Annotated in this window: 24 protein-coding genes; 15 read left to right on the top strand and 9 right to left on the bottom strand. The window is 74.6% G+C overall.

Annotated elements, in window-relative coordinates; all coding sequences use genetic code 11:
- Positions 1-166 precede the first annotated feature (166 nt).
- The 3 genes from ACYVHQ_RS11955 (at position 167) to epsC (ending at position 2198) form a co-directional block, all read left to right on the top strand.
- Positions 167-538 (top strand): hypothetical protein, encoded by a 372-nt coding sequence (locus ACYVHQ_RS11955; RefSeq protein ID WP_460513327.1) that lies wholly within the window; start codon positions 167-169, stop codon positions 536-538.
- A gap of 158 nt (positions 539-696) precedes the next feature.
- Complete coding sequence (gene cysK, locus ACYVHQ_RS11950) at positions 697-1635, top strand: cysteine synthase A (RefSeq protein ID WP_460513326.1); 939 nt, start codon at positions 697-699, stop codon at positions 1633-1635.
- Complete coding sequence (gene epsC / locus ACYVHQ_RS11945) at positions 1632-2198, top strand: serine O-acetyltransferase EpsC (protein WP_460513324.1); 567 nt, start codon at positions 1632-1634, stop codon at positions 2196-2198. Before cysK ends, epsC begins: the two co-directional genes overlap by 4 nt.
- Before the next feature lie 352 nt (positions 2199-2550).
- Here epsC and ACYVHQ_RS11940 read toward each other — a convergent pair whose 3' ends face one another.
- The 3 genes from ACYVHQ_RS11940 to ACYVHQ_RS11930 all read right to left on the bottom strand — a co-directional run bounded on the left by ACYVHQ_RS11940 (position 2551) and on the right by ACYVHQ_RS11930 (position 5211).
- On the bottom strand, positions 2551-2907 hold the full coding sequence (locus ACYVHQ_RS11940) for an MmcQ/YjbR family DNA-binding protein (protein ID WP_460513322.1): 357 nt from the start codon (positions 2905-2907) through the stop codon (positions 2551-2553).
- 231 nt (positions 2908-3138) lie between these two features.
- Positions 3139-3960 carry a sulfite exporter TauE/SafE family protein gene (locus ACYVHQ_RS11935; RefSeq protein WP_460513321.1) on the bottom strand — a complete coding sequence of 274 codons (822 nt, stop codon included), beginning with the start codon at positions 3958-3960 and terminating at the stop codon, positions 3139-3141.
- A 3-nt stretch (positions 3961-3963) separates the two neighbouring features.
- Positions 3964-5211: an acyltransferase family protein gene (locus ACYVHQ_RS11930; protein WP_460513319.1), complete on the bottom strand. Its 1248-nt coding sequence runs from the start codon at positions 5209-5211 to the stop codon at positions 3964-3966.
- Between the two features lie 147 nt (positions 5212-5358).
- On the opposite strand from ACYVHQ_RS11930, the gene ACYVHQ_RS11925 reads away from it, so the two are divergent.
- Both ACYVHQ_RS11925 and ACYVHQ_RS11920 read left to right on the top strand, forming a co-directional pair.
- Positions 5359-6195, top strand: a complete 837-nt coding sequence (locus ACYVHQ_RS11925) for an alpha/beta fold hydrolase (RefSeq protein ID WP_460513317.1) — start codon at positions 5359-5361, stop codon at positions 6193-6195.
- Entirely contained in the window at positions 6188-6757 is a 570-nt protein-coding gene (locus ACYVHQ_RS11920) for a TetR/AcrR family transcriptional regulator (protein WP_460513315.1), read from the top strand. Before ACYVHQ_RS11925 ends, ACYVHQ_RS11920 begins: the two co-directional genes overlap by 8 nt.
- A gap of 67 nt (positions 6758-6824) precedes the next feature.
- Here the strand turns inward: ACYVHQ_RS11920 and ACYVHQ_RS11915 are convergent, their stop codons facing one another.
- Complete coding sequence (locus tag ACYVHQ_RS11915; protein ID WP_460513313.1) at positions 6825-7505, bottom strand: SDR family NAD(P)-dependent oxidoreductase; 681 nt, start codon at positions 7503-7505, stop codon at positions 6825-6827.
- 130 nt (positions 7506-7635) lie between these two features.
- Between ACYVHQ_RS11915 and ACYVHQ_RS11910 the strand changes: the two genes are divergently transcribed.
- Positions 7636-7845, top strand: a complete 210-nt coding sequence (locus ACYVHQ_RS11910) for a hypothetical protein (protein ID WP_460513311.1) — start codon at positions 7636-7638, stop codon at positions 7843-7845.
- 19 nt (positions 7846-7864) lie between these two features.
- Here the strand turns inward: ACYVHQ_RS11910 and ACYVHQ_RS11905 are convergent, their stop codons facing one another.
- The gene (locus ACYVHQ_RS11905; protein WP_460513310.1) at positions 7865-9397 is read right to left on the bottom strand and encodes an MFS transporter; all 1533 of its coding nucleotides are present in this window, start codon (positions 9395-9397) and stop codon (positions 7865-7867) included.
- Between the two features lie 255 nt (positions 9398-9652).
- On the opposite strand from ACYVHQ_RS11905, the gene ACYVHQ_RS11900 reads away from it, so the two are divergent.
- From ACYVHQ_RS11900 to ACYVHQ_RS11885, 4 genes are all read left to right on the top strand, one after another.
- On the top strand, positions 9653-10303 hold the full coding sequence (locus ACYVHQ_RS11900; RefSeq protein WP_460513308.1) for a TetR/AcrR family transcriptional regulator: 651 nt from the start codon (positions 9653-9655) through the stop codon (positions 10301-10303).
- Between the two features lie 123 nt (positions 10304-10426).
- Positions 10427-11371 carry a glycosyltransferase family 2 protein gene (locus tag ACYVHQ_RS11895; protein WP_460513307.1) on the top strand — a complete coding sequence of 315 codons (945 nt, stop codon included), beginning with the start codon at positions 10427-10429 and terminating at the stop codon, positions 11369-11371.
- A complete protein-coding gene (locus ACYVHQ_RS11890; protein WP_460513305.1) occupies positions 11368-13014 on the top strand; it encodes a DUF2142 domain-containing protein in 1647 nt (548 codons plus the stop codon). The genes ACYVHQ_RS11895 and ACYVHQ_RS11890 overlap by 4 nt, the downstream gene beginning before the upstream one ends.
- Entirely contained in the window at positions 13011-13949 is a 939-nt protein-coding gene (locus ACYVHQ_RS11885; protein WP_460513303.1) for an NAD-dependent epimerase/dehydratase family protein, read from the top strand. Before ACYVHQ_RS11890 ends, ACYVHQ_RS11885 begins: the two co-directional genes overlap by 4 nt.
- A gap of 18 nt (positions 13950-13967) precedes the next feature.
- On the opposite strand, the gene ACYVHQ_RS11880 is transcribed toward ACYVHQ_RS11885, so the two are convergent.
- Positions 13968-15146, bottom strand: coding sequence for a glycosyltransferase (locus ACYVHQ_RS11880; RefSeq protein WP_460513301.1), 1179 nt, complete (start codon positions 15144-15146; stop codon positions 13968-13970).
- A 165-nt stretch (positions 15147-15311) separates the two neighbouring features.
- Between ACYVHQ_RS11880 and ACYVHQ_RS11875 the strand changes: the two genes are divergently transcribed.
- Positions 15312-16280: a lysylphosphatidylglycerol synthase domain-containing protein gene (locus ACYVHQ_RS11875; protein WP_460513299.1), complete on the top strand. Its 969-nt coding sequence runs from the start codon at positions 15312-15314 to the stop codon at positions 16278-16280.
- Positions 16281-16845: 565 nt separating this feature from the next.
- On the opposite strand, the gene ACYVHQ_RS11870 is transcribed toward ACYVHQ_RS11875, so the two are convergent.
- The 3 genes from ACYVHQ_RS11870 to ACYVHQ_RS11860 all read right to left on the bottom strand — a co-directional run bounded on the left by ACYVHQ_RS11870 (position 16846) and on the right by ACYVHQ_RS11860 (position 18672).
- Positions 16846-17475, bottom strand: coding sequence for an MOSC domain-containing protein (locus tag ACYVHQ_RS11870; protein ID WP_460513297.1), 630 nt, complete (start codon positions 17473-17475; stop codon positions 16846-16848).
- 68 nt (positions 17476-17543) lie between these two features.
- Positions 17544-18296, bottom strand: a complete 753-nt coding sequence (locus ACYVHQ_RS11865; RefSeq protein ID WP_460513295.1) for a DUF2071 domain-containing protein — start codon at positions 18294-18296, stop codon at positions 17544-17546.
- A 7-nt stretch (positions 18297-18303) separates the two neighbouring features.
- On the bottom strand, positions 18304-18672 hold the full coding sequence (locus ACYVHQ_RS11860; protein ID WP_460513293.1) for a YrhK family protein: 369 nt from the start codon (positions 18670-18672) through the stop codon (positions 18304-18306).
- 208 nt (positions 18673-18880) lie between these two features.
- On the opposite strand from ACYVHQ_RS11860, the gene ACYVHQ_RS11855 reads away from it, so the two are divergent.
- From ACYVHQ_RS11855 to ACYVHQ_RS11840, 4 genes are all read left to right on the top strand, one after another.
- Entirely contained in the window at positions 18881-20212 is a 1332-nt protein-coding gene (locus ACYVHQ_RS11855) for an extracellular solute-binding protein (RefSeq protein ID WP_460513291.1), read from the top strand.
- Between the two features lie 8 nt (positions 20213-20220).
- Positions 20221-21171, top strand: a complete 951-nt coding sequence (locus ACYVHQ_RS11850) for a carbohydrate ABC transporter permease (RefSeq protein ID WP_460513289.1) — start codon at positions 20221-20223, stop codon at positions 21169-21171.
- Entirely contained in the window at positions 21171-22019 is an 849-nt protein-coding gene (locus ACYVHQ_RS11845; protein WP_460513286.1) for a carbohydrate ABC transporter permease, read from the top strand. Before ACYVHQ_RS11850 ends, ACYVHQ_RS11845 begins: the two co-directional genes overlap by 1 nt.
- 89 nt (positions 22020-22108) lie before the next feature.
- Positions 22109-23791 (top strand): glycoside hydrolase family 13 protein, encoded by a 1683-nt coding sequence (locus tag ACYVHQ_RS11840; protein WP_460513284.1) that lies wholly within the window; start codon positions 22109-22111, stop codon positions 23789-23791.
- The last annotated feature ends 98 nt before the right edge of the window (positions 23792-23889 follow it).

Genomic DNA, 23889 nt, shown 5'->3' with positions numbered 1-23889 from the left:
CGGACGGCGTAGCACGCTCGACGGCCGGCGTCGAGCCACCCCGTCGATGTGCGCCGGGGGCCCAGGAGGGTGCAGGCTGGACCAGGAAGCGACGAGGGTTCCTCCCGACGGGCGCCCCGCGGCGCTGCCGACGGGACCGTGCCCGCCCTCCACACCATCGGATCCCGTGAACCACCACATCGAGTTCGTCAGCCGCGACCACAGCGGCATCACCACCGTCGTCACCTCGGACGGCGTGCTCGCCGCCTCCGCCGTCGTCGCCGACATCCAGTCCGGTCGGGCGACGTACGTCGCCGGGCCCACCAGCTGGGACCTCGTGCCCGTCACCGCCTGGGACGCCTTCGGCGGCGCCTACCTCTACGCCAACTGGGACGGCACCCGCCGCAACAACCTGCACGACCTCGCCGCCGCCGGCACCGGGGAGCGGCAGGCCCGTCGCTCGGCGCGGGTCCGCTCCCCCTGGGGGCGCCTCGTCCAGCTGGTCGCCGCCCCCTCGGCGGGACGCGACCGACCGGCACAGGGCGGCGTCCGCGCCTAGGCGCCCGGCCCTCGACGCGCGGCGTCCCGGCCGCGTCGCGGGGCGTCCCGCGGGCGTCGACGCCGAGGTGGCGTGGACCCGCCAGCGCTAGGATCGCGTCCACCCCGACCACCGCCTCCTGACGCCCTCGGGCGCCGCGACCGACGAAAGAGCACCGCATGCCCGGCATCCACGGCGACATCACCTCCGCGTTCGGCGACACCCCGCTCGTGCGCCTCAACCGGCTCGGTGCCGAGGGCGGCGCCGAGGTGGTCGTCAAGCTCGAGTTCTACAACCCGGGTGCGAGCGTCAAGGACCGCCTGGGCGTCGGCATCGTCGACGCCGCCGAGCAGTCCGGCGAGCTGCGCCCCGGCGGCACCCTCGTCGAGGGCACGAGCGGCAACACCGGCATCGCGCTCGCGCTCATCGGCGCCGCGCGCGGCTATCGCGTCGTGCTCACCATGCCCGAGACCATGAGCGTCGAGCGCCGGGCCGTCGCCCGCGCCTACGGCGCCGAGATCGTGCTCACCCCCGGCAGCGAGGGCATGCGCGGCGCCGTCGAGCGCGCGAAGCAGATCGTCGACGAGACCGAGGGCGCCGTCTGGGCGCAGCAGTTCGAGGCCGCCGCCAACGCCGAGATCCACCGCCGCACGACCGCGCCCGAGATCCTCCGCGACACCGACGGCCAGGTCGACGTCTTCGTCGCCGGCGTCGGCACCGGCGGCACCATCACGGGCGTCGGCCACGTGCTCAAGGAGCAGGTGCCCGGCGTGCGGATCGTCGCCGTCGAGCCCGCCGACTCGCCCCTGCTCAGCGAGGGCAAGGCCGGGCCGCACAAGATCCAGGGCATCGGCGCCAACTTCGTGCCCGAGGTCCTCGACCGTGACGTCATCGACGAGGTGTTCCCCGTGCAGCTCGACGACGCCCTCCGCGTCGCCCGCGACCTCGCCACGCAGGAGGGCATCCTGTCAGGCATCTCGTCGGGCGCCATCGTGCACGCCGCGCTCGAGATCGCGGCCCGCCCCGAGAACGCGGGCAAGCGCATCGTCGCGATCGTCTGCGACACGGGCGAGCGCTACCTGTCGACCGTGCTCTTCGAGGGCCTCACGGGGGCGTGACCGGACCGCACCTCGTCGCGCGCCTGCGCGAGGACCTCGCCACCGTGCGCCGCCGCGACCCCGCCGCGCGCGGCGCCGTCGAGACCGCGCTCGTCTACAACGGGCTGCACGCCGTGTGGGTGCACCGCCTCACCAGCCGGCTGTGGCGTGCTCCCGGGGTGCCGCGCCTCCTGGGGGCACGGACCCTCGCCCGCGTGCTCGCGCAGCTCGCCCGCACCGCCACCGGCGTCGAGATCCACCCCGGGGCCGTGCTCGGGCGACGCGTGTTCATCGACCACGGCACGGGCGTCGTCATCGGCGAGACCGCCGTCGTCGGCGACGACTGCACGCTGTACCACGGGGTCACGCTCGGCGGGCGGGGCGTGCCCGGCGTGCGGGGGCGTCGCCACCCGCAGCTCCGCGACGGCGTCACCGTCGGCGCGGGTGCCGCGGTGCTCGGCGGGGTCGTCGTCGGGGCCGGCGCCACGATCGGCGCCAACGCCGTCGTGACGAAGGACGTCCCGGAGGGCGTGGTCGCCGTGGGCGTGCCCGCTGTCGTCCGCCCGCACCGCGTCCGCGGCTGACCTCGCCCGCGGTCGCCCGCCCGCCTCGCCCGCCCCCTGCCCGCCCGCCCGTCGTCGAGGGATCGAGGTGACGCGAACTGTCGTCCGCGGTGGCTGCAGGCAGCAGTCCGGGTCACTTCGACGTTCCGGTGCGGGCACGTGCGCCAGGTGCCCGGGGACTCGGGGTGCTCGACCTGTGCGCGACGAGGTGACGCGAACTGTCGTCCGCGGTGGCTGCAGGCAGCAGTTCGGGTCACTTCGATGGCTGGTGACGTGCCAGGCCACCAGGCCACCAGGCCACCAGCTCGCGTGGCGTCGGCTCGCACGGCAGGCGGGCAGGCGGGCAGGCGGGTAGGCGTGGGGCGGGCGGGCGTCAGGCCAGGGGGCGGCGGGCGCGGGGGAGGCCCGCCACGACCTGGTCCCACGAGTTCGCGACGAGGTCCTCGACGGCGACGCGGTCGAGCGCGCCGTCGAGGCGCACCGTGATCCAGTGCCGCTTGTCCATGTGCCAGCCCGGCGTGACCTCCGGGTGCGCGCGCCGCAGGGCCTCCCCGTGCTCGGGCGCGGCCTTGAGGGTCACCGAGAGCACCGCCCGGTCCAGCGGCACGATCGCGAAGACCTTGCCGCGCACCTTCGCGACGGCCAGCTCGGGCCCGAAGGGGTGCGAGAGCTCGGCCGCGGGCAGGCTCGCGCACACCGCGAGCAGTCCGTCGAGGTCGAGGTCGGTCACGGGCCCATCGTGCCAGGCGGACAGGAGGCGCCACTCCTGCCCGCCTGGAAGCCCGCCCAGTAGATCGATGTGACCCGAACTGCCGGGTGCAAGGGCAGGAGGCCGCACGTCGGGTCACATCGGCGCGGGGCGCGGGGCGCGGGGCGCGGGGCGCGGGGCGCGGGGCGCGGGGCGCGGGGCGCGGGGCGCGGGGCGCGGAGCCCGCGCGTGAGCGGGCGCGGCCCGGCGGCGTCAGCGGGCGCGGCGGGCGGCGCGCACGGCCTGCTGGACCGCGACGAGCAGCAGGAGCACCGCGAACGACACGGTCGACACCCGGGCGGGCATGACGAACGCGAGCGCGACGCCGCCGAACGAGGTCGCGGTGGCCGCCAGCCCGAGCAGCAGGGCGGGGCCCACGCGCACGAGTCCGCGTCGCGCGTTGCCGACCGTGCCGATGGCGGCCGTCGGCACCATGACGACGAGCGACGTGCCCTTGGCGACGAGGTCGCCGAGCCCGAAGAGGGTGACGAGCCCGGGCACGGCGACGAGCCCGCCGCCGATGCCGAACAGGCCCGAGGCGACGCCCATGAGCAGGCCGAGCGCGACGAGGCCGAGCCAGGTGGCCGGGCCCTCCGGGAGCAGCGCGGCGGACGTGGCCGCGCCTCCTGCGCGCTCGGGCTCCGTGAGCAGGAGGCGCACGGCCGCCACGACGATCATCCCCACGAACAGCCACTGCAGCACCCGCACGCGCACCCGCGGCAGCAGCCATCCGCCCGCGAGGGCCCCGACGATGCTGCCCAGTGCGACGAAGAGGGCGGCGTCGACGTCGACCTCGCCCTGGGCGGCGTAGGTGACGGCGGCGACGATCGAGGCCGGCAGGATCGCCGCGAGGGACGCCGCGGACGCCCGTCGCTGGTCCAGCCCGGCGAAGGCGGTGAGCAGCGGCACCATGACGATGCCGCCCCCGATGCCGAACGCGCCCGAGAGCAGGCCGCCGACGGCTCCGACGACGAGGAGCCGCCAGACCCGCGGGTCGACGTCGGTGGCGTCCGGGGCCGGGGTGCTGCGCGCCACGCGTCAGGCCCTGGTGAGGGCCGCGCGACGAGCCTCGTCGCGCGAGCGCTCGAAGTCGGCCGTGGCGTCCGCGCCGGCGGGGGCGGGCGGACCGGCCGAGGCGCCGGAGCCGCGCCCCACGGCGACCGCGTCGGCACGGCTGCCCCGGGCCCGCGGCTCGAGGCGGTCCTTGAGGCGCAGGGCGGGCTGCTCCACGAACCGGTGCGACAGGGCGGAGACGGCGACCGTCGCGACGATCACCGTCACGATGCCGAGCGGCCCGGTGAGGACGGGGCTGACCAGCGCGATGACGAGCACGTGCCAGAGGTAGATCGGGTACGACAGGGCACGGCCGGTCCAGGCGACGGGGCCGAGCGACAACGCCCTCGCGACGAGCGTCGGCCGGCCGGCGAGGCCGCCGACGAGCAGCGCCGAGGCGACGGCCACGGCCGGCAGGGCGAGGCCGAAGGTCAGGGGGGTCTCCTGCCAGCCGCTGCGGATCACGACGAGCGAGCCGAGCACGCCGGCCAGGCCGACCCAGGTCGCGACGCTCCCGCCGGGCCCCGCGAACAGCGCCCGCCCGCGCTCCGAGTCGAGCACGAACGAGAGCAGGCAGCCGAGCAGCAGCGGGCCGACGTTGAGCACCGGGCTGAAGTAGACGGCCGGCGTCGAGCCCGAGGTCGGCACCTCGTGCAGCAGGCCCGCGGCGACGCTCGACGCGACGACGAGCACCGCCAGGGTGCCGACGAGGAGCGCTCGGGCGTGCCGGCGCCCCGCCACGAGCGCGAGGCCGAGCAGGAGGAGCGGGGGCCAGACGAGGTAGAACTGCTCCTCCATCGAGAGGCTCCACATCGGCGCGAAGACGCCCTGCGCCTCACCGAAGAACGCGCGGGCCAGGTTGCCCGTGTAGGTGACGGCGACGAGGGCGGCGCCGCCGGCGGTCATGGTGCTGCCCTGGTAGGTGCCGACGACGCCCCAGAGCGCGACGCCGACCACGACGACCGCGAGCAGGGTGGGGTAGAGGCGCAGGACGCGGCGCACCCAGAAGCGGCCCAGCCGGATGCGGCCCGTGCGTGCGTGCTCGCGCAGCAGCAGGGTGGTGATGAGGTACCCCGAGAGCACGAAGAAGACGTTGACGCCCACGAAGCCGCTGCCGAAGCCCGGCACGTGCAGGTGGTAGAGGACGACCAGCGCGATGGCGAGGGTCCTCAGCCCGTCGAGCGGGAGGACCCGGTCGCGACGGGCGGAGAGCGTCGGATCGGCGGTGGGCATCGTCCCAGTCTGCTCGCCCCTGCTCGGAGCCGACCGGGAACGGTCGTCGCTCTGGGCGTCAGTTGTCGTCTCCGCGGGCGGGACGGGCAAGGGTCGGCGCGACTCCTGGCACTTGACGCTAGCCATTGGGCTAACTAGGTTAGCCACATGACCTCGACCTCCGCCCCCGTTCCCGCCCTCGTGCAGCACCTCGTCCGGCCCGGCGAGGGTCGCATCGCCTACGACGTGCAGGGTTCGGGCCCGCTCGTCGTGCTCGTGCCCGGCATGGGCGACCTCCGCTCGGCGTACCGCGCCGTCGTCCCCGTGCTCGTCGCGGCGGGCCGCACCGTCGTCACCACCGACCTCCGGGGCCACGGCGACAGCGACGCGGACTTCTCGCGCTACGGCGACCAGGCGACGGCTGACGACCTCGCGGCCCTGCTCGACGAGCTGGGCGCCCCCGCCGTCGTCGTCGGCAGCTCCATGGCCGCCGGGTCGGCCGTGCTCGTCGCCGCAGCCCGGCCCGAGCTGGTGTCGGGCCTCGTGCTCGTCGGACCGTTCGTCCGCGACCCCGCCGCGAGCGGCCTCCAGCGGCTGCTCATCCGCGTGCTGATGGCACGGCCCTGGGCGGCGGCCGCGTGGCGCGCCTACCTGCCGACGCTGCACGCGGGGCGCCGCGCCCCGGACTTCGCCGAGCAGCGCGACGCGATCACGGCGTCGCTGCGCCGCCCCGGTCGGGCCCGGGCGTTCAGCCTCACCACGCGCACGACCCACGCGGCCGCTGCCGCGGCCCTGCCCTCGGTGACGGCGCCGACGCTGGTCGTCATGGGCGAGCGCGACCCGGACTTCCGCGACCCGGAGGCCGAGGCGACCTGGATCGCCCACGCCCTGCACGGCGAGGCCGTCGTGGTGCCCGAGGCGGGCCACTACCCGCACGCGCAGCAGCCCGGGGCGACCACGGACGCGGTGCTGGCGTTCCTCGACCGCCTGGACGACCGTGCCTAGGGCGGGCCTCGATCGGGCGACGGTCGTCGCCCGCGCCGCGGAGATGCTCGACGAGGGTGGTCAGGAGGCGCTCGGCCTCGGTGCCGTCGCCGCCAGCCTCGGCGTGAAGACGCCCTCGCTCTACAAGCACGTGGACGGCCTGCCGGGCCTGCTGCGCGGGGTCCTGCTCGAGGCGAAGGCCTCCCTCGGCCGGGAGGTGGGGCGGGCGGCGATCGGCCGGTCGCGGGAGGACGCCGTGCGCGCGATGTCCGTCGCCTACCGGCGCTGGGCGCTGCAGCACCCCGGGCAGTACCCGCTCACCGTGCGAGCGCCCGTCGAGGGCGACGACGAGGACGACGAGGCGTCCGGGGCCATCGCGGGGGTCGTCTACGCCGTGCTCGGGGGCTACGACCTCGCGGGTGACGACCTCGTCGACGCCACGCGCGCCTTCCGCGCCGCGCTGCACGGCTTCGTCTCGCTCGAGACCGGGGCCGCCTTCGGGCTGCCCGTCGACGTCGAGCGCAGCTTCGACCGGCTCGTGGAGAGCGTCGTCACGGCACTCGCGGGGTGGTCGCGGGGCTGAGGCCGGCTCTCGACGTGCACGCCCTCCCGCAGCTGCGGGCGGGGCCGCCCCCGCGCCTCCTGCCCGGTCAGTACTCGATCCGCCCCCGGCGGTCGTGGAACTCGCCCGTCGCGCCGTCGGGCCCGACGAGCGCCAGCGCGACCGTCGCGTCGGTGCCCTCGGTGACCGTCTGGTGCCCGCCGTGCCCGTTGAAGTCGGTGGCGGTGTACCCGGGGTCGCTGGCGTCGACCCGGAACGTCGGCAGGTTCTTGGCGTACTGCACGGTCATGGTGACCAGGGCGGCCTTCGACGCGGCGTAGGGGATCATCGGCACGGGGAACTCGTCGTGGCCGGGCGTGCTCAGCCAGCGCGGCCAGCCCACGCCCGAGGCGACGTTGACGATCACGGGGTGCTCGGAGCGGTGCAGCAGGGGGAGCGCGGCCCGGGTGACCCGGACCACGCCCAGCACGTTGACGTCGAGCACGTCCTGCATCGTCGCGGGCGTGAGGTCGTCGATCCCGTACGAGGTGCCGGGCACGCCGGCGTTGTTGACGAGCACGTCCAGCTCGGGCAGCGACGCCAGCGCGGCGTCGACGCTGGCCTGGTCGGTGACGTCGAGCTGCACGGCGTGCGCGCCGAGCGCCCGGGCGGCGTCGCCGGCGGCGAGGTCGCGCATCCCGGCGAAGACGGTGTGCCCCTGCTCGACGAGGCGGCGGGCGGTCTCGAGGCCGAGGCCCTTGTCGGCCCCGGTGATCAGCGTGGTGGTCATGCGCCCATCGTCCGCCCCGCACCGGTGGGCACCCAGGCCCCGCACGACAGGGGGACCGCCGGTACCACCGTCCCCCCTCCGCCAGGGGCGAGGATGGGGCCATGAGCGAGTTCGCCAGCGTGCTCCGGTCGTGGCGCTCCGGCTCACCGACGACGAGCGCGACCACCTCCACCGGGTCGCGGGAGCCGCGCCCCCGTCCGCCGGGACCGTCCCGCGGCACGTGGGCCCCGGCGTGCAGCGCATCGTCGTCTACACGGTGGCGCCCGGCTCGGACGACGAGGCCCGGTTGGCCCTGCTGCGCGTGACCGGGTCGCAAGCCCTCACCGCCGCCCCCGCCTGACGCCGGGGCGGCCTGCCGGTCACGCCTCGGGCGTGGCGGTCCCCGTGGTCGCCGCCGGGCGGGGCGCGCCTCCTGCCTGCGGCACCTGGCGGGGCAGGGCGAAGACGAGCAGGAACGCCGCGAGGGCGAACGCGGCGCTGACGCCCATGGCGGCCGCCGCCGCGTCGGTGAAGCCCGTGGCGCGACCGGCCGCGGTGGCGAGCTCGCGCCCGCCGGGCAGGGAGCCGAAGAGCACGCTGCCGATGATCGCGATGCCGACGGCCGAGCCGATGCGCTGGATCGCCGAGATCACCGCGCTCGCCGAGCCGGCGTCGCGACGGTCGACGGTGGCGACGATGAACTGCACGTTGGGGGCGATGAAGAAGCCGTTGCCGAGGCCCGCGACGAGCAGCGGGGCGAGCAGCAGCCAGTTGGTGAGGTCGGCGGCGTCGGTGACGAGCAGCACGATCCACGACCAGCCGAGGCCGATCGTCACGAGGGCGGTGCCGAGCACCAGCACGGTGCGTCCGAGGCGCTGGGCGAGGCGGTTGCTCTGCGACGAGCTGATGATGCTGCCGACGGCGAAGGGGATGGCGACGGCGCCCGAGGCGAGCGCCGTGTGGCCGAGCCCGGACTGCCAGAGCAGCGAGATGGTGAAGAAGATGCTCGTGAACGCCGCGAAGTAGACGAGGGCGAGCACGACGCCGCCCGTGAACGACGGGTGCGCGAAGAGGGCAGGAGGCACGAGGGGCGTGCGCCCGCGGCGAGCGACCGAGACCTCCCAGGCCCCGAAGGCCGCGAGCAGCACGACGCCGCCGGCGAGCGAGAGCCAGGTCCACAGCGGCCAGCCCTCCTCCTGGCCCTGGATGAGCGGCACGAGCAGCGCGACGAACGCGGCCGAGACGAGCACGAGGCCGACGCCGTCGAGCCCGCGGTCGGGGCGGGCGACCGAGGGGTCGCGCCCCGGCAGCAGCACGGCCGCGGCGATCACCGTGATGACGCCGAAGGGCAGGTTGACGAAGAAGACGAGGCGCCAGCCGGCCTCCTCGCCCGCGGCGGCGATGATGAGGCCGCCGATGATCGGGCCCAGCGCCGACGAGACGCCGATGACGGCGCCCATGATCGCGAAGGCGGTCCCGCGCGCGCGGCCGGGGAACAGCAGCTGGATGAACGCGGTGACGGCGGGCACGAAGATGCCGCCCGCGAGCCCCTGCACGACGCGGAACACGACGAGCTGCAGGTCGGACTGCGCCACGCCGCAAGCGAGGCTGGCGAGCGTGAAGAGCGCCACGCCCGTCACGTAGACCCACTTGTGGCCGATGCGGTCGCCGATGCGGCCCGCGGGGATGAGCGTGAGGCCGAAGGCCAGCGCGTACCCGGAGATGATCCACGACAGGGTCGACTCGCCGGCGTCGAGCGAGGTGCGGATCGTGGGCAGGGCGACGTTGACGATGGTCGTGTCGAGCAGGGCGACGAACATGCCGAGCAGCAGCGCCGTGAGGGCGAGCCAGGAGGCTCGGGGGATCGCGGGCGCCGCGGGCGGACCGGGGCGGGCGGCGGTGGCGTCGGACATGACGGGCCTCTCTGCGCCGGGTGACGGCGGGGACGGTGAGCGGGGCGGGAGGGGGCGGCGGGCGCGCCCCGTGGGCCTCGACGGCAGGAGGGGCGGCGCGCGACGTCGGGCGGGTCGTGCGGGCGGGGCCCGGATGCGGGGACGAGCCGGGCGCACCGTCGCCCAGCGTGGCACAGATCCGTGCAGAGCGTGCAAGGAACGGGGTCACCCGTACGGGGACTCGCCGCCGCAGCCGACCTCTGATGGGGTGGGACGATGCACGACCGCACCACGAGCCCGCCCGTCGCCCACCCGCCCGTCGACCTGGGCACGGAGCAGCGCATCCGGATCGTGGACGCCGTCATCGCCGCCTTCCGCGTGCGCGCCTTCCACGAGACCGACGTCGCCGTGGTCGCGGAGCTCGCCGGGCTGCCCAGCGAGACCGTGACGGGTCACTTCCCCTCGTGGGACGGCCTCGTCATGGCCGCGGTCGACCGCTGGAACGCGGAGCGCATGCGCGACGTGGTGCCGCTGCTCGCGAGCCACGGCGCCGCCAGGTTCTTGCGGGGCATCGTCGAGGAGAACGTCCGCGACGCCAGCCTGATGCGCCTCCTGACCTCGCTGCTCAACGTCGCCGCGACGCCTGGGCACCCGATGGCGGCGACGATGCAGCACGAGTGGAGCAAGTTCCACCGGGTCGTGCGCGACGGACTGGCCTTCGACATCGAGGTGGGCCGCGAGCCGGCGACCATGGACCCGACGCGCGGCGCCGAGCAGCTCATCGCCCTGTACGAGGGACTGCAGATGCAGTCGATGGTGCGCCCCCACATGGACCTGCTGGCCTCGTACGACCGGGCCGTGGCACGCCTCCGGGCCGGCTGGTCGCACCGCTACGAGGAGCAGGTCTGGAGCCTCGACGGCGCCTGAGCCGGCCCCGGGCCCTCGCCCGCCCGTCGCCCGCGCTCCCGTAGACTCTCGTGCGTCGCGGGTGACGCGCGTCTCCGAGCGCCCGACGACGACCTCTCCCGACCGCGACCCGAGGGCCCCTCCGTGAAACTGTTCGTCCAGATCCCGTGCCTGAACGAAGAAGCGACCCTTCCCGACGTGCTCTCCACGATCCCCACGCGGATCGACGGCATCGACGAGATCCACATCGTCGTGATCGACGACGGCTCGACCGACCGCACCGTCGAGGTGGCGCGCGCGCACGGGGTCCAGCACGTCGTGAGCCACGCGCGGACGATGGGCCTGGCCAGGTCGTTCCGCGACGGCGTCGACTACGCCCTCCTGCACGGCGCCGACATCGTCGTGAACACCGACGGCGACAACCAGTACCCGCAGGCGGCGATCGGCGACCTCGTGCAGCCGATCCTCCGCGGCGAGGCCGAGATCGTCGTCGGCGACCGGCAGACGAAGACGATCGAGCACTTCTCGGGCTTCAAGCGGGCGATGCAGCAGTTCGGGAGCTGGACGGTGAGCCGCGCCGCGGGCGTCGACCTGCCCGACGCCGCGTCGGGGTTCCGCGCCTACTCGAAGTACTCGCTCATCCGCCTCAACATCGTCACCCACTTCAGCTACTGCATGGAGACCATCGTGCAGGCCGGCTACAAGCGCCTCGCCATCACGAGCATCCCGATCCGCACCAACCCGAAGACCCGCGAGTCGCGGCTGTTCTCGAACATCTGGCAGCACATGTTCCAGTCGGGCAGCGCGATCGTCCGGGCCTACCTCATGTACCGGCCGATCGCCCTCTTCGCGTGGATCAGCGCGGTCCTCCTGGTGCTCGGGCTCGTGCCGTTCGTGCGCTACCTCGTCCTGCTCGGCCTCGGCGAGGCCGGGCAGAACCTGCAGTCCCTGCTGCTGGGCGTGCTCCTCGTGGTGACGGCCCTGTTGTCCCTGGTGATGGGCGTCCTCGCCGACCTGACCCGCATCAACCGGACGCTCGCCGAGGAGTCGCTCGATCTGCAGAAGCTCCAGCGCTACGGGGAGCGATGAAGGGTCTCCGCGGGTCCCGCGCCGACGACCGCACGTCCCGTCGCCCCGACGTCGACGTCGATGCCGACGCCGACGCGGTCCCCGCGCGACCCGGCAGGGGCGAGCTGACCACGGTCGCGCTGCTGACGACGGCCTTCGCCCTGCTCCTCGCGGTGTGGGCCGTCCTCACGCCCGTGTTCGACGCCCCGGACGAGACCGCCCACGTCAACTCCGCCCTGCGCACCGCGCTCGGCGACGAGTGGGTCCCCGCCGGGCAGGGGCTCCTCTACGACTCGGTGGAGACGATGCTCGCGACGGGCGAGTCCGTCCCCGCGGCCGACCGGCCGACCGTGGGCGAACTGCTCGAGGAGGACCCCGGCCTCAGCGAGGTCCGTGACCAGATGACGCAGCACCCCCCGACCTGGTACCTCGTCGGTGGGACGGTCCTGCAGCTCGTGGACTTCGAGGAGCAGCGCTGGGACCGCGCCACGATCCTCCTGCGCCTCCTCGACGTCGTCACCGTCGCACCGCTGCCCCTGCTGGCGTGGGCGACGGTGCGCCGGGTCACGCGGTCGCCCCGGGCGGGCCTCGTCGCCGGGCTCTCGATCTTCTTCGTGCCCCAGCTCGCGAGCATCGGCGCGTCGTTCACGAACGACGCGCCGGTCATCCTCTGCGGTGCGGTCGTCGTCTGGCTCGGGGCGCGCTACCTCACGGGCGACGTCCGGTGGCGCGTCGTCCTCGGGCTGGCGCTCGCCACGTCCGCCGCCGCCCTGTCCAAGGGCACCGCCCTCCCGCTCGTCCCGTTCGTCGCGGTCGTCCTCCTGCTCGGCGGGGCGCCGACGTTGTCCCTGCTGGCGCGGGTGGTGCGCCTCGCCGTGGTCGGGGGCGCCACGCTGGCCCTGTCCGGTTGGTGGTGGGTGGGCAACGTCCTGCGCTACGGAGCCCTGCAGCCGAACGGCATGGTCGGGCAGCGCCCCGTCGTGCCGTGGCCCGAGGGGGAGACCGTCGACCTCGGGCTGTTTGTCAACTCGTTCTGGAGCGGCCTCGGCTCGACGTTCTGGGGCAACTTCGGCTCGCTCGACTTCCCGATGTCGCCGATCCTCACGGACGTCCTCACGGTCTCGGCGGTCGTGCCCGTGGTGGCGTTCGCGTACCGCCGTCGGGACCGGCTCGGCCTCAGCCTCGCCATGAGCCTGCCGCCCCTCGCCCTGCTGGGATCGCTGGCCCTGACGAGCTTCAACAGCTACCGGGACACCCAGGGCATCTACGCGATCCAGGGCCGGTACCTCTTCCCGGGCCTGGTCGCCGCGATCCTCCTGGTGGCCGTCGCGTGGCGCCGGTTCCTGCCCCTCGCCCCGATGCGCGAGGGCTTCGGGCGCGTGCTGGTCGTCGGTGCACCGCTGGTCGCGGCCTACGCCCTCACGGTCGCCTACCGCGGCTTCTACGAGGGCCAGGACCTCGAGATCACCGGTGACGGGCTGGCACTGGCCGCGCTCTTCCTCCCCGTGCCGGCGTGGTTCCTCCTCGGTCTGCTCCTCGCGGCCGCAGCGGTGGGCGTCGTCGCCGTCGTCCGGTGCTGGCGCGCGGTGTCCGTGGACCCCGAGGCAGACCCTGCGGCAGGGCTCCCGGCCTCGACCGTCTCCCCGTCGGGGCCCGTCGCGTGAGCCGCCCCGCGCACGCCGTCACGCTCGTCGTCGGTGCCGGTGGCCTGCTCGGCTCGGCCGTCGCACGGGCCGCGCGGGCCCAGGGCGACGAGGTCGTGCCCCTGTCCGTGCCGTGGTCCGATCCGGCTGCCGCCCGCCGGGTCCTGGTCGACGGCGTGCGCGACCTCTGGGACCGTGCGGGCGACCGACCCTGGCGCTGGTACTGGTGCGCCGGGACGGGCGTCGTCTCGACGCCGACCGACGTCGTCGAGCAGGAGGCCGAGCTGGTCGAGGCCGTGCTCCGCGACCTCGACGCGGGCGGGCACCCGGCTCGCGCCCGGGGGACGACCTTCTTCGCCTCGTCGGCGGGTGCTCTCTACGCGGGCAACGACGCCCCGCCCTACGACGAGTCCTCGCCCCTGCTGCCGCTCTCGGCCTACGGCCGGGTCAAGCTCCGCATCGAGGAGGCCTTCTCCGCGTGGGCCGCCCGCAGCGACGACCGGCTGCTCGTGGGCCGCATCTCGACGCTCTACGGGCCCGCCCAGGACATCGCGAAGCCGCAGGGGCTCATCTCGCACCTGGTCGACGCGCGCCTGGCCGACCGTCGTTCGACCCTCTACGTGCCGCTGTCGACCGAGCGGGACTTCCTCTGGGCGGACGACGCGGGGGCCATGGTGGTCGGCGCGGTGGCGGCCCTCGAGGCGTCGGGGCAGCGGGAGGCCGTCAAGATCGTCGCCTCCTGCGAGGGCGTCACCCTGGCCGAGGTCGTGGCCGCCGTCGAGGAGGCCGTCGGCCTCCCGCTCCTGCTGGACCTCGTCGAGACCGACGACACCACCGTGCAGTCGCACCCGCTGCGCTTCGCCACGCGGGTGCTCCCCGAGGCGCCCGGGGCGAGGACGTCCCTGCTGAAGGGCATCCGGGGCGTCGTCGAGGCGCGCCGGGCCGCAGGCGCCTGAACCGGACGGGACCGGGCGTCAGCCCGCGGCGGTCTCGCGCAGGAGGTCGCGGTACGTCGCCGAGATCGCCTCGACGCTGTAGGCCTCGGCGGTGCGGCGGGCGGCCTGGCCGAGCCGGGTCCGCAGCGCCTCGTCCTCGAGCAGCGACCGGATCGCCTCCCGGAGGGCGGCGGCGTCGCCCGGGGGCACGAGGATCCCGTTGACGCCGTCCTCGACGACGTCGACGATGCCGGGCACCCGCGAGGCGACGATCGCGCAGCCGGACGACATGGCCTCGAGCAGGGCGACGGGCAGGCCGTCGCGGTCGCCGCTCGCCGCGGGCACCGAGGGGTGCACCGCGATCGCGGCGCGCGCGTACTGCGCGGCGAGGTCCTCGCGGCCGAGCGCACCGACGAACGACACCGTCGGCGGCGCCGCGGCCTCGAGCGCGCTCCCGAGCGGCCCCGAGCCGACGACGACGCAGTCCGCCGCGGGGAGCTCGCGGACGGCGTCGAGGAACACCGCCGCGCCCTTCTTCTCGACGAGGCGACCGACGAAGAGCACGCGGTCGGGGCGGCGGTCCTCGCGCTCGCCGGCCCGTCGGAGGGGATCGACGTCGACGCCCATGGGGACGACGCGGACGCGGTCGGGGTCGGCGCCGAGGCGGGCGAGCTCGTCGGCCATGTCGCCGCTCATGCAGGTGACGTAGCGCGCCCCGGCGACGACGCGGGACTTGAGCCGCTGCAGGACGGGGTGGCGGAGGGCGTAGAGGTCGCCGCCCAGGGTCGTGATGACGCGCGGGACGGAGCCGAGCACGAGGGCGCCGACGAGACCCTGCGGGATGATCCAGTGCAGGTGCGCCACCTGGGGGCGGTGCTGCAGGCGCGCCCGGAGCAGGGCCCCGGCGAGCGCTCCGAAGAAGAAGGGCACCTGCAGCCAGCGGGTGCGGTCGGCCCGGAGGTTGTCGACGATGGCCCCCTCGGCGAGGTCCTGCCAGCGGCGGGGGAAGTAGCGGTAGCGGCGGACCTCGACGTCGCCGATCCACTCGTGCCGTGCGGCACCGTCGACCATCGGGGCGACGACCAGGACGCGGAACTCGGAGGAGACCGCCTCGGCCAGGTCCAGCACGAAGCCGGGGGTGCCGTCGCCCCGTCGGGAGGGGAACGTGCTCGCGGCGACGAGGAGGCGGGGTCGGTCGGGGGTGCTCTGCTGATCCATGTCGTCCCGCACGGCGACGGCCGCCGCGGGCCTCCTTCTCGGGTCGAGTCGGGCGGCTGCCCTAGGCTGGCGGGGCGCCGATCCACCGAGCCTAGCGGCCCCCGGGTCGCCCCCCGTCGTCGAGCGGGAGGTCCGTCGCGCACCGTCACCACGCCCCGAGGACCCATGGCCGATCCCCTGCCCGAGCCCGTCGCCCCCGCGGCGCCCTCCCGTCGAGCGCGCGTCCTCACGGTCGTGAAGATCGTCGTGGGCGTGGCCGCCGTCGCCCTGCTCGTCGCCGGCGTCGCCTCGCAGTGGGACGAGGTGACCGCCGCCCTGGCCCGCCTGGACGCCCCGACGACCGCCGTCGCCGTGGTCGCGACCCTCGTGGCGCTCGTCGCCAACATGTTCTCCTGGCGCGCCGTCATGCAGGCGCTCGGGCTGCACACCACCCGCCGCGCCGCCGCGTCGATCTTCTTCGTGGGGCAGCTCGGCAAGTACCTGCCCGGCGGCGTGTGGTCGATCGCGGCCCAGGCCGAACTCGGTCGTGCGCACGGGCTGGCCCGTGGCCCCAGCGCGGTCGCCGCGCTCACGTCGATGGTGATCGGCATCGTCGGCGCCGCGGTCGTCGGCGTGCTCGGCCTCGTGCTGTCGTCCCCCGACGGGCTCCGGCAGTACTGGTGGCTCGCCGTCCTCGCACTGGTCGGGCTCGTGAGCCTGGCGCCGCCCGTGCTGGGCCGTCTCGTCGGAGTGGCCTGGCGCCTCCTGCGCCGCCCGACGGTCGAGGTGCGCCCGACCTGGGCCGGGATCGGCCGGTCGCTGGCCTGGTCCGTGGGCATGTGGGCGGCCTACGGCGTGCAGGCGACGGTGGTGCTCCAGGCCTTCGGTGCGGCCTCGGGCCTGCTCTGGGTGACCGCGACCGCCGCCTACGCGACGGCCTGGCTGGTGGGGTTCCTCGTCCTCGTGGCCCCGGCGGGGCTGGGCGCGCGCGAGGGCGTGCTGGTCGTGCTCCTGGCCGGGGTGACGACCACGGGCGGCGCGCTCGGCCTGGCCGTGCTGAGCCGCGCCCTCATGACGCTGGGCGACGTGCTGCTGGCCGGGCTGGGCCTGGCGCTCGAGGCGCGTCGGCGTCGTCGCGCCGCGCAGCGGGCCTGAGCGACGTCAGGCGGGCCCGGCGCCCGGGTCGCGTCCCGGCACGGTCACGGGCAGGAGGGTCGCGCGCTCGGGCAGGCGCCCGTCACCGGAGGAGCGCCCCGCGATCCGGCGGCCGGTCCAGGGCAGCACGTGCTCGCGCCAGTGCGCTCCCCGGGAGGGGAGGGCCGGACCGGACCCCGCGGCCTCCGCGGTCGCCGCGGGCCTCGATGAGGTGGCCGAGCGGCAGGTGCCGGGTCATGTCGGCCACCGTCACGACGACGAGCGTCCGCCGGGAGGGGTTCAGGGGTCCTCCCGGCGGTGGACGGGGCGGCGGCGACGGGTCCGGGGCCGTCGGGCCGCGCACCGTCGCGCTCGTTCCTGCGACGCCGGCGCAGGTGGGGGACCTGGCTCGGGCGGCGTCGCGACCCCCGCTCGGCGAGGGGGTCGACGACCGGGGGAGCAGGCGGGGGACCGCTCGACGACGTCGACCTCGGAGGACACTACGGGTCCTCCTTGTGGGGGACCTGAGAGTTCATGCATTCGCATCGAGTGGGCCTGCCCCGCTCGCCGGCACCCGACGACGGGGTCAGCCGCGGGCGACGGTGGCCCGCGCCACCTTCGTCACGGGCGCGCCCAGGCGCACGGGGGAGTCGAGCAGCGCCTGCGCCTGCTCGGCCGAGAGCCCCGCGAAGCACGCGCCGATCGTCACGCCGTGCGCGGGGCGCTCGAGCACGGCGATCTCGTCGCCCGCCGCGATCGCCCCCGGGGCGACGACCCGCAGGTACGCGCCGGGACGCCCCTCCTGCTGGAACCTCGCCACCCAGCGCGGCTCGCGCAGGCGCCGCTGGAACGTCGCGCAGGGCGTCCGGGGCATGGTCACCTCGAGCACGAGGGCCTCGCCGACGCGCCAGCGCTCGCCGAGGACGGCGCCCGTCACGTCGAGCCCCGACGTGCGCAGGTTCTCGCCGAACAGGCCCGGCGTCACGGGGTAGCCGAGCAGCTCGCCGAAGTGGGCGGCGTCCTCGTCGGCGAAGGCGTACACGGCCTTGTCCGGGCCGCCGTGGTGCGCGCGGTTCGCCTGCACGTCGCCGTGCACCCCGAGCTTCCGCACCGTCAGGGGCCCCTCGGCGGGCCGCTTGTCTATGGCGGTCACCCCGACCGAGCCCGCATCGGGCTGCAGGCGGTCGACGCGACAGAGGGCGGTGAGGATCGGCACCCGCCCATGCTGCCGCCCCTCGGGCGCGGTGTCCACGCCCGGCGGGAGGGGCAGGGCAGGAGGCCCGCTCAGCCGGGCGAGTACCGGCAGTCGCGTCCGGGGGAGGAGAGCAGCACGTCGGGTGCCCGCTCGGCGAGCCCCGGGAACCCCGCCAGCGCGAGCAGGTCGTCGTCGAGCTCGACGAGTTCCGCCGGGTGCAGGGGCAGCGGCTCGTTCGCGGTCCGCCACCACGTGGTGCGCCCGAGGTGCCGCACGTGCACGCCCCAGCGCGAGACGAGCTCGACCGCCAGGGCGTCGGGGGCGACCGCCTCGGGGCCGGGGCGGACGGCGAGGCGGGACCGGGGCCTCCTGCCCGCGAGGGGGAGGCGGCGCTCGACGCGGTGCGCGACGACGCCGTCGACCGTGCGCGTGGCGGCCCGGGACCAGACGTAGCCGAGGCCGATGCCGAGCCGTCCGGCGGGGACGGCCCCCGCGTGCTGCGTGTCGATCGAGTGGTAGAAGACGCCGTGGCGGCCCGAGCCGTCGACGGTGGGCACGCGCACGGCCACCTCGTGGAGGTCGCCGAGGCGCCCGAGGGGCGGCAGCGGCGGCACGGTCGTCGCGCCGAAGGTCCACGCGCCGAGGCAGGCCCAGGCGCTGCCGTCGACGAGGTCGGGCCGCACGCCGTCGGGCAGGCCGCGGGCGGCGGTGGCCTCGTCGACCCGCCAGTGGGCGAGCACGACGTCGCGCCAGCGGTGGAACGTCACGGGGTGGTGCGGCAGGGGCGGGGCCGTGCGCGTGGCGAGGACCGGTCCGGGGGCACGGGTGCGGCGGGCGGTCACGGTCGCCTCAGTACTCGTCGTCGCCGTCGCCCGGGCCCGCGGGGCCCCGCGATCCCGTCCCCGACCCCTGCTCCCGCTGGCCGAGCCGCCGCAGGTGCACCCGACGCCCGAGGCGGATGACCGGGCGGATCAGCAGCTGCACGCTGCCGAGGAGGAAGGCCCAGGTGCCCGCGACGGTCGTGTCCTCCGAGAAGAACAGGACGCTGCCGACGATGAACCACACCGCGATGAGGATGTCGTTGACGATGCTCAGGGCCTCGTAGCGTCCGCGGACGACGACCTCGTCGCCGCCGCCCACGTGCAGGGTGAGGGCGTCGGGGTCCTGGTCGGGCGTGGGGCGTCCGCGATCGCGCGACGGGTGTCGGTCGGGGGCCATGGCCTGATGCAACCACCCCCGGCCCTCGGACGACCGGGTCGCCGGGGGAACGGCCCCGACCCCTCTCGTGTACTCCCCCCGGCGCGTCCCTGCTCGTTCTCCGCGCGGACCGCGGCGGATCGTTGCGCGCCGTCGGAGGGGTTCCTAGGGTGGGGCCACGGCGCCCGTGAGGGCGGCCGTGCGGCTCGGGCCACGTCGAGGAGGACGCATGGAGATCGATCGCAGGGGGCTGTTCGTGGGGGCAGCGGGACTCGCCGGGACGCTCGCGCTGGCGGGCTGCGCGCCGCAGGGGGAGCGCACCGAGATCGGGGACTGGCCGACCGAGGTCGGCGACGAGCCGGTGACGGTCGACTGGTGGAGCGCGCAGATCGCCACGAACGACGGCGGCGATCTCCGGCCCCGCCTCATCGAGGAGTTCGGCAAGGCGTACCCGAACGTCCGCATCAACGTCGTCCAGGCGGCGGCCGACACCGACACGAACCGCACGACGCTGACGACGCAGATCGCCTCGGGGTCGACGAGCCCCGACGTGTTCCACGGCGACATCGCCTGGCCGGGGCAGTTCGCCCAGAACAAGCTCGCGACGCCGCTGAGCACGCTCGTGCCCGACGACTTCTGGGACCAGTACCCCGAGGGCCTGCGCACGGCGGCGAGCGTCGACGGCGACTACTACATGTTCCCGATCTACATCGACAACTCGTTCCTGGTCTACCGGCAGGACCTCCTCGACAAGCACGGCCTGCAGGTGCCGGCCTCGTGGGAGGAGGTCGCCGAGACGAGCAAGCGGCTCATCGAGACCGGCGACGTCGACTACGGCTTCGTCTACCAGGGCAACGTCTACGAGGGCATGACCTGCAACGTCGTCGAGTTCGTGGCCGACGCAGGAGGCGCGCTCACCGACGAGGAGGTCACCGAGGCGACGGCGACGTCCTCCGAGGCGAAGCGCGCCCTCGAGTTCATGGCCTCGCTGGTCACCGACGGCGTGACGCCCCGCGCGTCGCTGACCTACATCGAGCAGTCCAGCCTCGACGCGTTCACGTCGGGCCGGGCGGCGTTCCTGCGCAACTGGTCGTACTCGTACGACACGGCGAACAGCCCGGAGGCCTCGGGCGTCGCCGGCAAGGTCGGCATCCGGTCGCGGCCCGGCTTCGACGGCACCGACGCCACGCACACGACCATCGGCGGCTGGGGCAGCTACGTCAACCCGCACACGCGCGTGCCGGCCGCCGCTCTCGCCTGGGCCCGGTGGCTCGCCGACGAGGACGCCCAGCAGATCATCGTCCGCGAGGGCGGGGTCATCCCGGCGCGCACGGCGTCGCTGACCAGCCCCGACGCGGTCGAGGCCGGCAAGCCGCAGTACAGCATCGCGGCCGACTACACGCTCGTGCCCCGGCCCACCGCGACGGCCTTCTACCCGAAGCTGTCGCAGGGCATCTACGTCAACTCCAACTCGATCGTCGCCGGCCAGTCGGCCGTCGGCACGGGCCTCAGCCGGATGGAGCGCCAGATGGACGTCGCACTCGCGGGGCAGGCGCTGTGAGCACGCCGGTGCGGACCGCACCCCGGCGCCCGGCGCAGGAGGCGCCTCCTGCGTCGCCGGGGAAGGCGCCCCGGGGCATCGTGGCCACGCGCCGCCGGTCGGCCCTCTTCTTCGCGTCGCCGGCCCTGCTGCTGATCCTGCTGGTCACGGTGTTCCCGGTGCTGTACTCGATCGTGCTGAGCTTCGCGCGCGTCACGATCGACTACGACGGGTTCCAGATCGAGGAGTTCACGGTCGGCAACTACGGGGCGCTGCTGCAGAGCACCGCCTGGTACCAGGCCCTCGGGTTCACGCTGCTCTACACGGTCGTGACGGTGACCGTCGAGCTCGTGCTGGGCATGCTCGCGGCGCTCGTGCTCGAGCGGCTCGGCGTCACCCGCGGCTGGATGCTGGCCCTGCTGCTCGTGCCGTGGTCGCTCGTGACGATCGTCTCGGCGCAGCTGTGGCGGTACATCTACGACTCGACCTACGGCATCGCGACCTGGGGGTTCCAGGCGCTGACGGGCGACGCCCCGGTGATCCTGGGGGAGCCCGTCTCCGCCGCGATCGCCCTCATGGTCGCCGACATCTGGAAGACCACCCCGTTCGTGGCGATCATCCTGCTGGCCGGGCTCGTCATGATCCCCGAGGAGCACTACGAGGCCGCCGAGCTCGACGGCTCGAGCTCGTGGCAGACCTTCTGGCAGGTCGTCATGCCGCAGCTGCTGCCCACCTTCACCATCGCCGTGCTGTTCCGCGTGCTGCAGGCGTTCGGCGTGTTCGACCTGCCGTTCGTGCTCACGCAGGGCGGTCCGGGCACCGCGACCCAGACGCTCGCGATCATGGGCTACCGCGTCCTGTTCCAGGACATCAACATCGGCCCGGGGGCCGCGATCGCGACGTCGACCGCGCTCATCGTCGGGCTCGGCTGCCTGCTGTTCCTGCGGGCGTTCCGCAACCAGGCGAGGGGAGAGCGCTGATGTCCCGATCGAAGGTCCGCCGCGGTTGGCGGCGCTGGATCAACGTCGTCAACCTGGGCGGCATCGTCATCGCGGTGGTCACCGCGGTGCCGCTCTACTGGCTCGTGGTGAACTCCTTCAAGTCGAACGCCGAGATCGCGACGTCGCCGCCGACGCTGTTCCCGCAGGACTGGACGTTCGAGAACTACGTCACGGCGTTCGTGTCGAACGAGCTCGCCGTCTACATGCTCAACAGCGTCATCGTCGCCGTGGCGACGACCGCGATCGTGCTGGGCCTGTCGCTGTTCGCCGGCTACGCGCTCGTCGGCGGCAAGCTGCGCGGCAGCACGCCCATCATGACGACGCTGCTCATGCTCAGCGTGTTCCCCGCGATCGCGGTGCTCACGCCGATCTACCTCATCGAGCGCCAGCTCGGACTGCTCAACAGCCACCCGGGGCTGATCCTGCCGTACGTCGCGTTCAACCTGCCCTTCGCGATCTGGATCATGCGCAACTACCTGGCGGGCATCCCCACGACCATCGAGGAGGCGAGCGAGATCGACGGCGCGTCGCCGCTGCGCACCATGTTCTCGGTGATCCTGCCGATGTCGACGCCGGGCCTCTTCACCGTCGGCGTCTTCACCTTCACGGCCTCGTGGAGCGAGTTCCTCATGGCGCTCACGTTCAACAGCGAGACATCGTTCCGCACGATCCCGGTCGGCATCGCCCTCTTCAGCACCGAGTTCTCGGTGCCGTTCGGCGCGATCTTCGCCGGCAGCGTGTCGGCCACGGTGCCGATCGTCCTCCTGGTGCTGATCTTCCGACGGAGCATCGTCTCCGGCCTCACCTCGGGTGCCGTGAAGGGCTGACCCCGACCCCGGACCCGCACCCGACCCGGGACCCGCACCCGACCCCTGACCGCACGACCCGTCCACCACCCCGAGGAGAACCCCACCGCATGACCGACACCGAGGCCCCGATCGTCACCCGCGACCCCTCCGACCCGAACTGGTGGCGGCAGGCCACCGTCTACCAGGTGTACCCGCGGAGCTTCGCGGACACCGACGGCGACGGGCTCGGCGACATCGCGGGCGTGACGTCGCGCGTGCCCTACCTGGCCGCGCTCGGCGTCGACGCGATCTGGCTGAGCCCCTTCTACCCGTCCGAGCTCGCCGACGGCGGCTACGACGTCGCCGACTACCGCGACGTCGACCCGAAGCTGGGCAGCCTGGACGACTTCGACGCCCTGGTCGCGGCCGCGCACGGCGCCGGGCTGAAGATCATCGTCGACATCGTCCCGAACCACACCTCCGACCAGCACGTGTGGTTCCAGGAGGCGCTGGCGGCCGAGCCGGGCAGCCCGGCCCGGGCGCGCTACGTCTTCCGCGACGGCCTCGGCGAGCACGGCGAGATCGCCCCCTCGACCTGGCCGTCGAACTTCGGCGGCAGCGCCTGGACGCGCCTGCACCGCGCCGACGGCACGCCCGAGCAGTGGTACCTGCACCTGTTCGCCCCCGAGCAGCCCGACCTGGACTGGTCGAACCCGGAGGTCCGCGAGGACTTCCACACGACGCTGCGCTTCTGGAGCGACCGGGGCGTCGACGGGTTCCGGGTGGACGTGGCGCACGGGCTGGCGAAGGACCTCGTCGAGCCCCTGCGCGACGCCAACCCGAAGGACTTCGGCCTGCCGATCGACGGCAGCGACCCGATCTACGACCGGGACGAGGTGCACGAGATCTTCGAGGGCTGGCGCCGCGTCTTCGACGAGTACGACCCGCCGCGCACGGCGGTCGCCGAGGCCTGGGTGGCCCGCGAGCGCGTGTCGCTCTACGCGCGCCCGACGGAGCTCGGCCAGGCCTTCAACTTCGAGCTGACGCGCGCCGACTTCGACCCGGTGCGGTTCCGCACCATCATCGAGTCGAACCTCGAGCTCGCCGAGCAGAGCGGCGCGTCCTCCACCTGGGTGCTCTCGAACCACGACGTCGTCCGCCACGCGAGCCGCTACGGCCTGCCCCAGGGGGCGCCGCTCGACGCGTGGCTGCTCAGCGACGGGACCGAGCCGGCGCTCGACCGCGAGGCGGGCCTCCGCCGCGCCCGGGCGGCGTCGCTGCTCATGCTGGCGCTGCCCGGCAGCGCCTACGTCTACCAGGGCGAGGAGCTCGGCCTGCACGAGGTCGCCGACCTGCAGCCGGAGGACTTGCAGGACCCGGTCTGGATCCGCACCGAGCACGGCCGCAAGGGCCGCGACGGCTGCCGCGTGCCGATCCCGTGGGACGAGAGCGAGCCCGCGTTCGGCTTTGGCACGCACGAGCCGCACCTGCCCCAGCCGGGCTGGTTCCGCGAGGCGGCGGTGAGCGTGCAGGACGGCGACCCGTCGTCGACGCTGTCGCTCTACCGCGCGGCGCTCGCCGAGCGGCACCGCCTGCAGCAGGGCGAGGAGCTCAGTTGGATCGAGGGCGACGACCCCTCGGTCGTGCACTTCGCGCGGCACGCGGGCTGGCACTCGGTGACCAACTTCGGCGAGGCGGACGTGCCGCTGCCCGAGGGGGTCGTGCTCGTGTCGAGCGGTCCGGTCACGGAGGGTGCCGACGGGGCGCCGCGGCTGCCCGGCGGCACGACGGTGTGGCTCGACCCGCGCTGAGCCGTCGCGACCTCCGTCCGCGCCCGTCCGTCCCTCCCGGGGCGGGCGGGCGCGGCTCGTGACCCCTGAAGTGGAGCACGTCCGGTTCGCGCACGACC

The organism is Frigoribacterium salinisoli (genome assembly GCF_054781095.1).
This window is presented reverse-complemented; position numbering and strand designations above follow the sequence as displayed.

Coding starts and splice junctions, on each gene's coding strand:
- ACYVHQ_RS11860 (WP_460513293.1), bottom strand. CDS start 18,672: ATGGCCCCCGACCGACACCCGTCGCGCGATCGCGGACGCCCCACGCCC.
- cysK (WP_460513326.1), top strand. CDS start 697: ATGCCCGGCATCCACGGCGACATCACCTCCGCGTTCGGCGACACCCCG.
- ACYVHQ_RS11875 (WP_460513299.1), top strand. CDS start 15,312: ATGGCCGATCCCCTGCCCGAGCCCGTCGCCCCCGCGGCGCCCTCCCGT.
- ACYVHQ_RS11840 (WP_460513284.1), top strand. CDS start 22,109: ATGACCGACACCGAGGCCCCGATCGTCACCCGCGACCCCTCCGACCCG.
- ACYVHQ_RS11880 (WP_460513301.1), bottom strand. CDS start 15,146: ATGGATCAGCAGAGCACCCCCGACCGACCCCGCCTCCTCGTCGCCGCG.
- ACYVHQ_RS11905 (WP_460513310.1), bottom strand. CDS start 9,397: ATGTCCGACGCCACCGCCGCCCGCCCCGGTCCGCCCGCGGCGCCCGCG.
- ACYVHQ_RS11890 (WP_460513305.1), top strand. CDS start 11,368: ATGAAGGGTCTCCGCGGGTCCCGCGCCGACGACCGCACGTCCCGTCGC.
- ACYVHQ_RS11925 (WP_460513317.1), top strand. CDS start 5,359: ATGACCTCGACCTCCGCCCCCGTTCCCGCCCTCGTGCAGCACCTCGTC.
- ACYVHQ_RS11900 (WP_460513308.1), top strand. CDS start 9,653: ATGCACGACCGCACCACGAGCCCGCCCGTCGCCCACCCGCCCGTCGAC.
- ACYVHQ_RS11855 (WP_460513291.1), top strand. CDS start 18,881: ATGGAGATCGATCGCAGGGGGCTGTTCGTGGGGGCAGCGGGACTCGCC.
- ACYVHQ_RS11915 (WP_460513313.1), bottom strand. CDS start 7,505: ATGACCACCACGCTGATCACCGGGGCCGACAAGGGCCTCGGCCTCGAG.
- ACYVHQ_RS11845 (WP_460513286.1), top strand. CDS start 21,171: ATGTCCCGATCGAAGGTCCGCCGCGGTTGGCGGCGCTGGATCAACGTC.
- ACYVHQ_RS11930 (WP_460513319.1), bottom strand. CDS start 5,211: ATGCCCACCGCCGATCCGACGCTCTCCGCCCGTCGCGACCGGGTCCTC.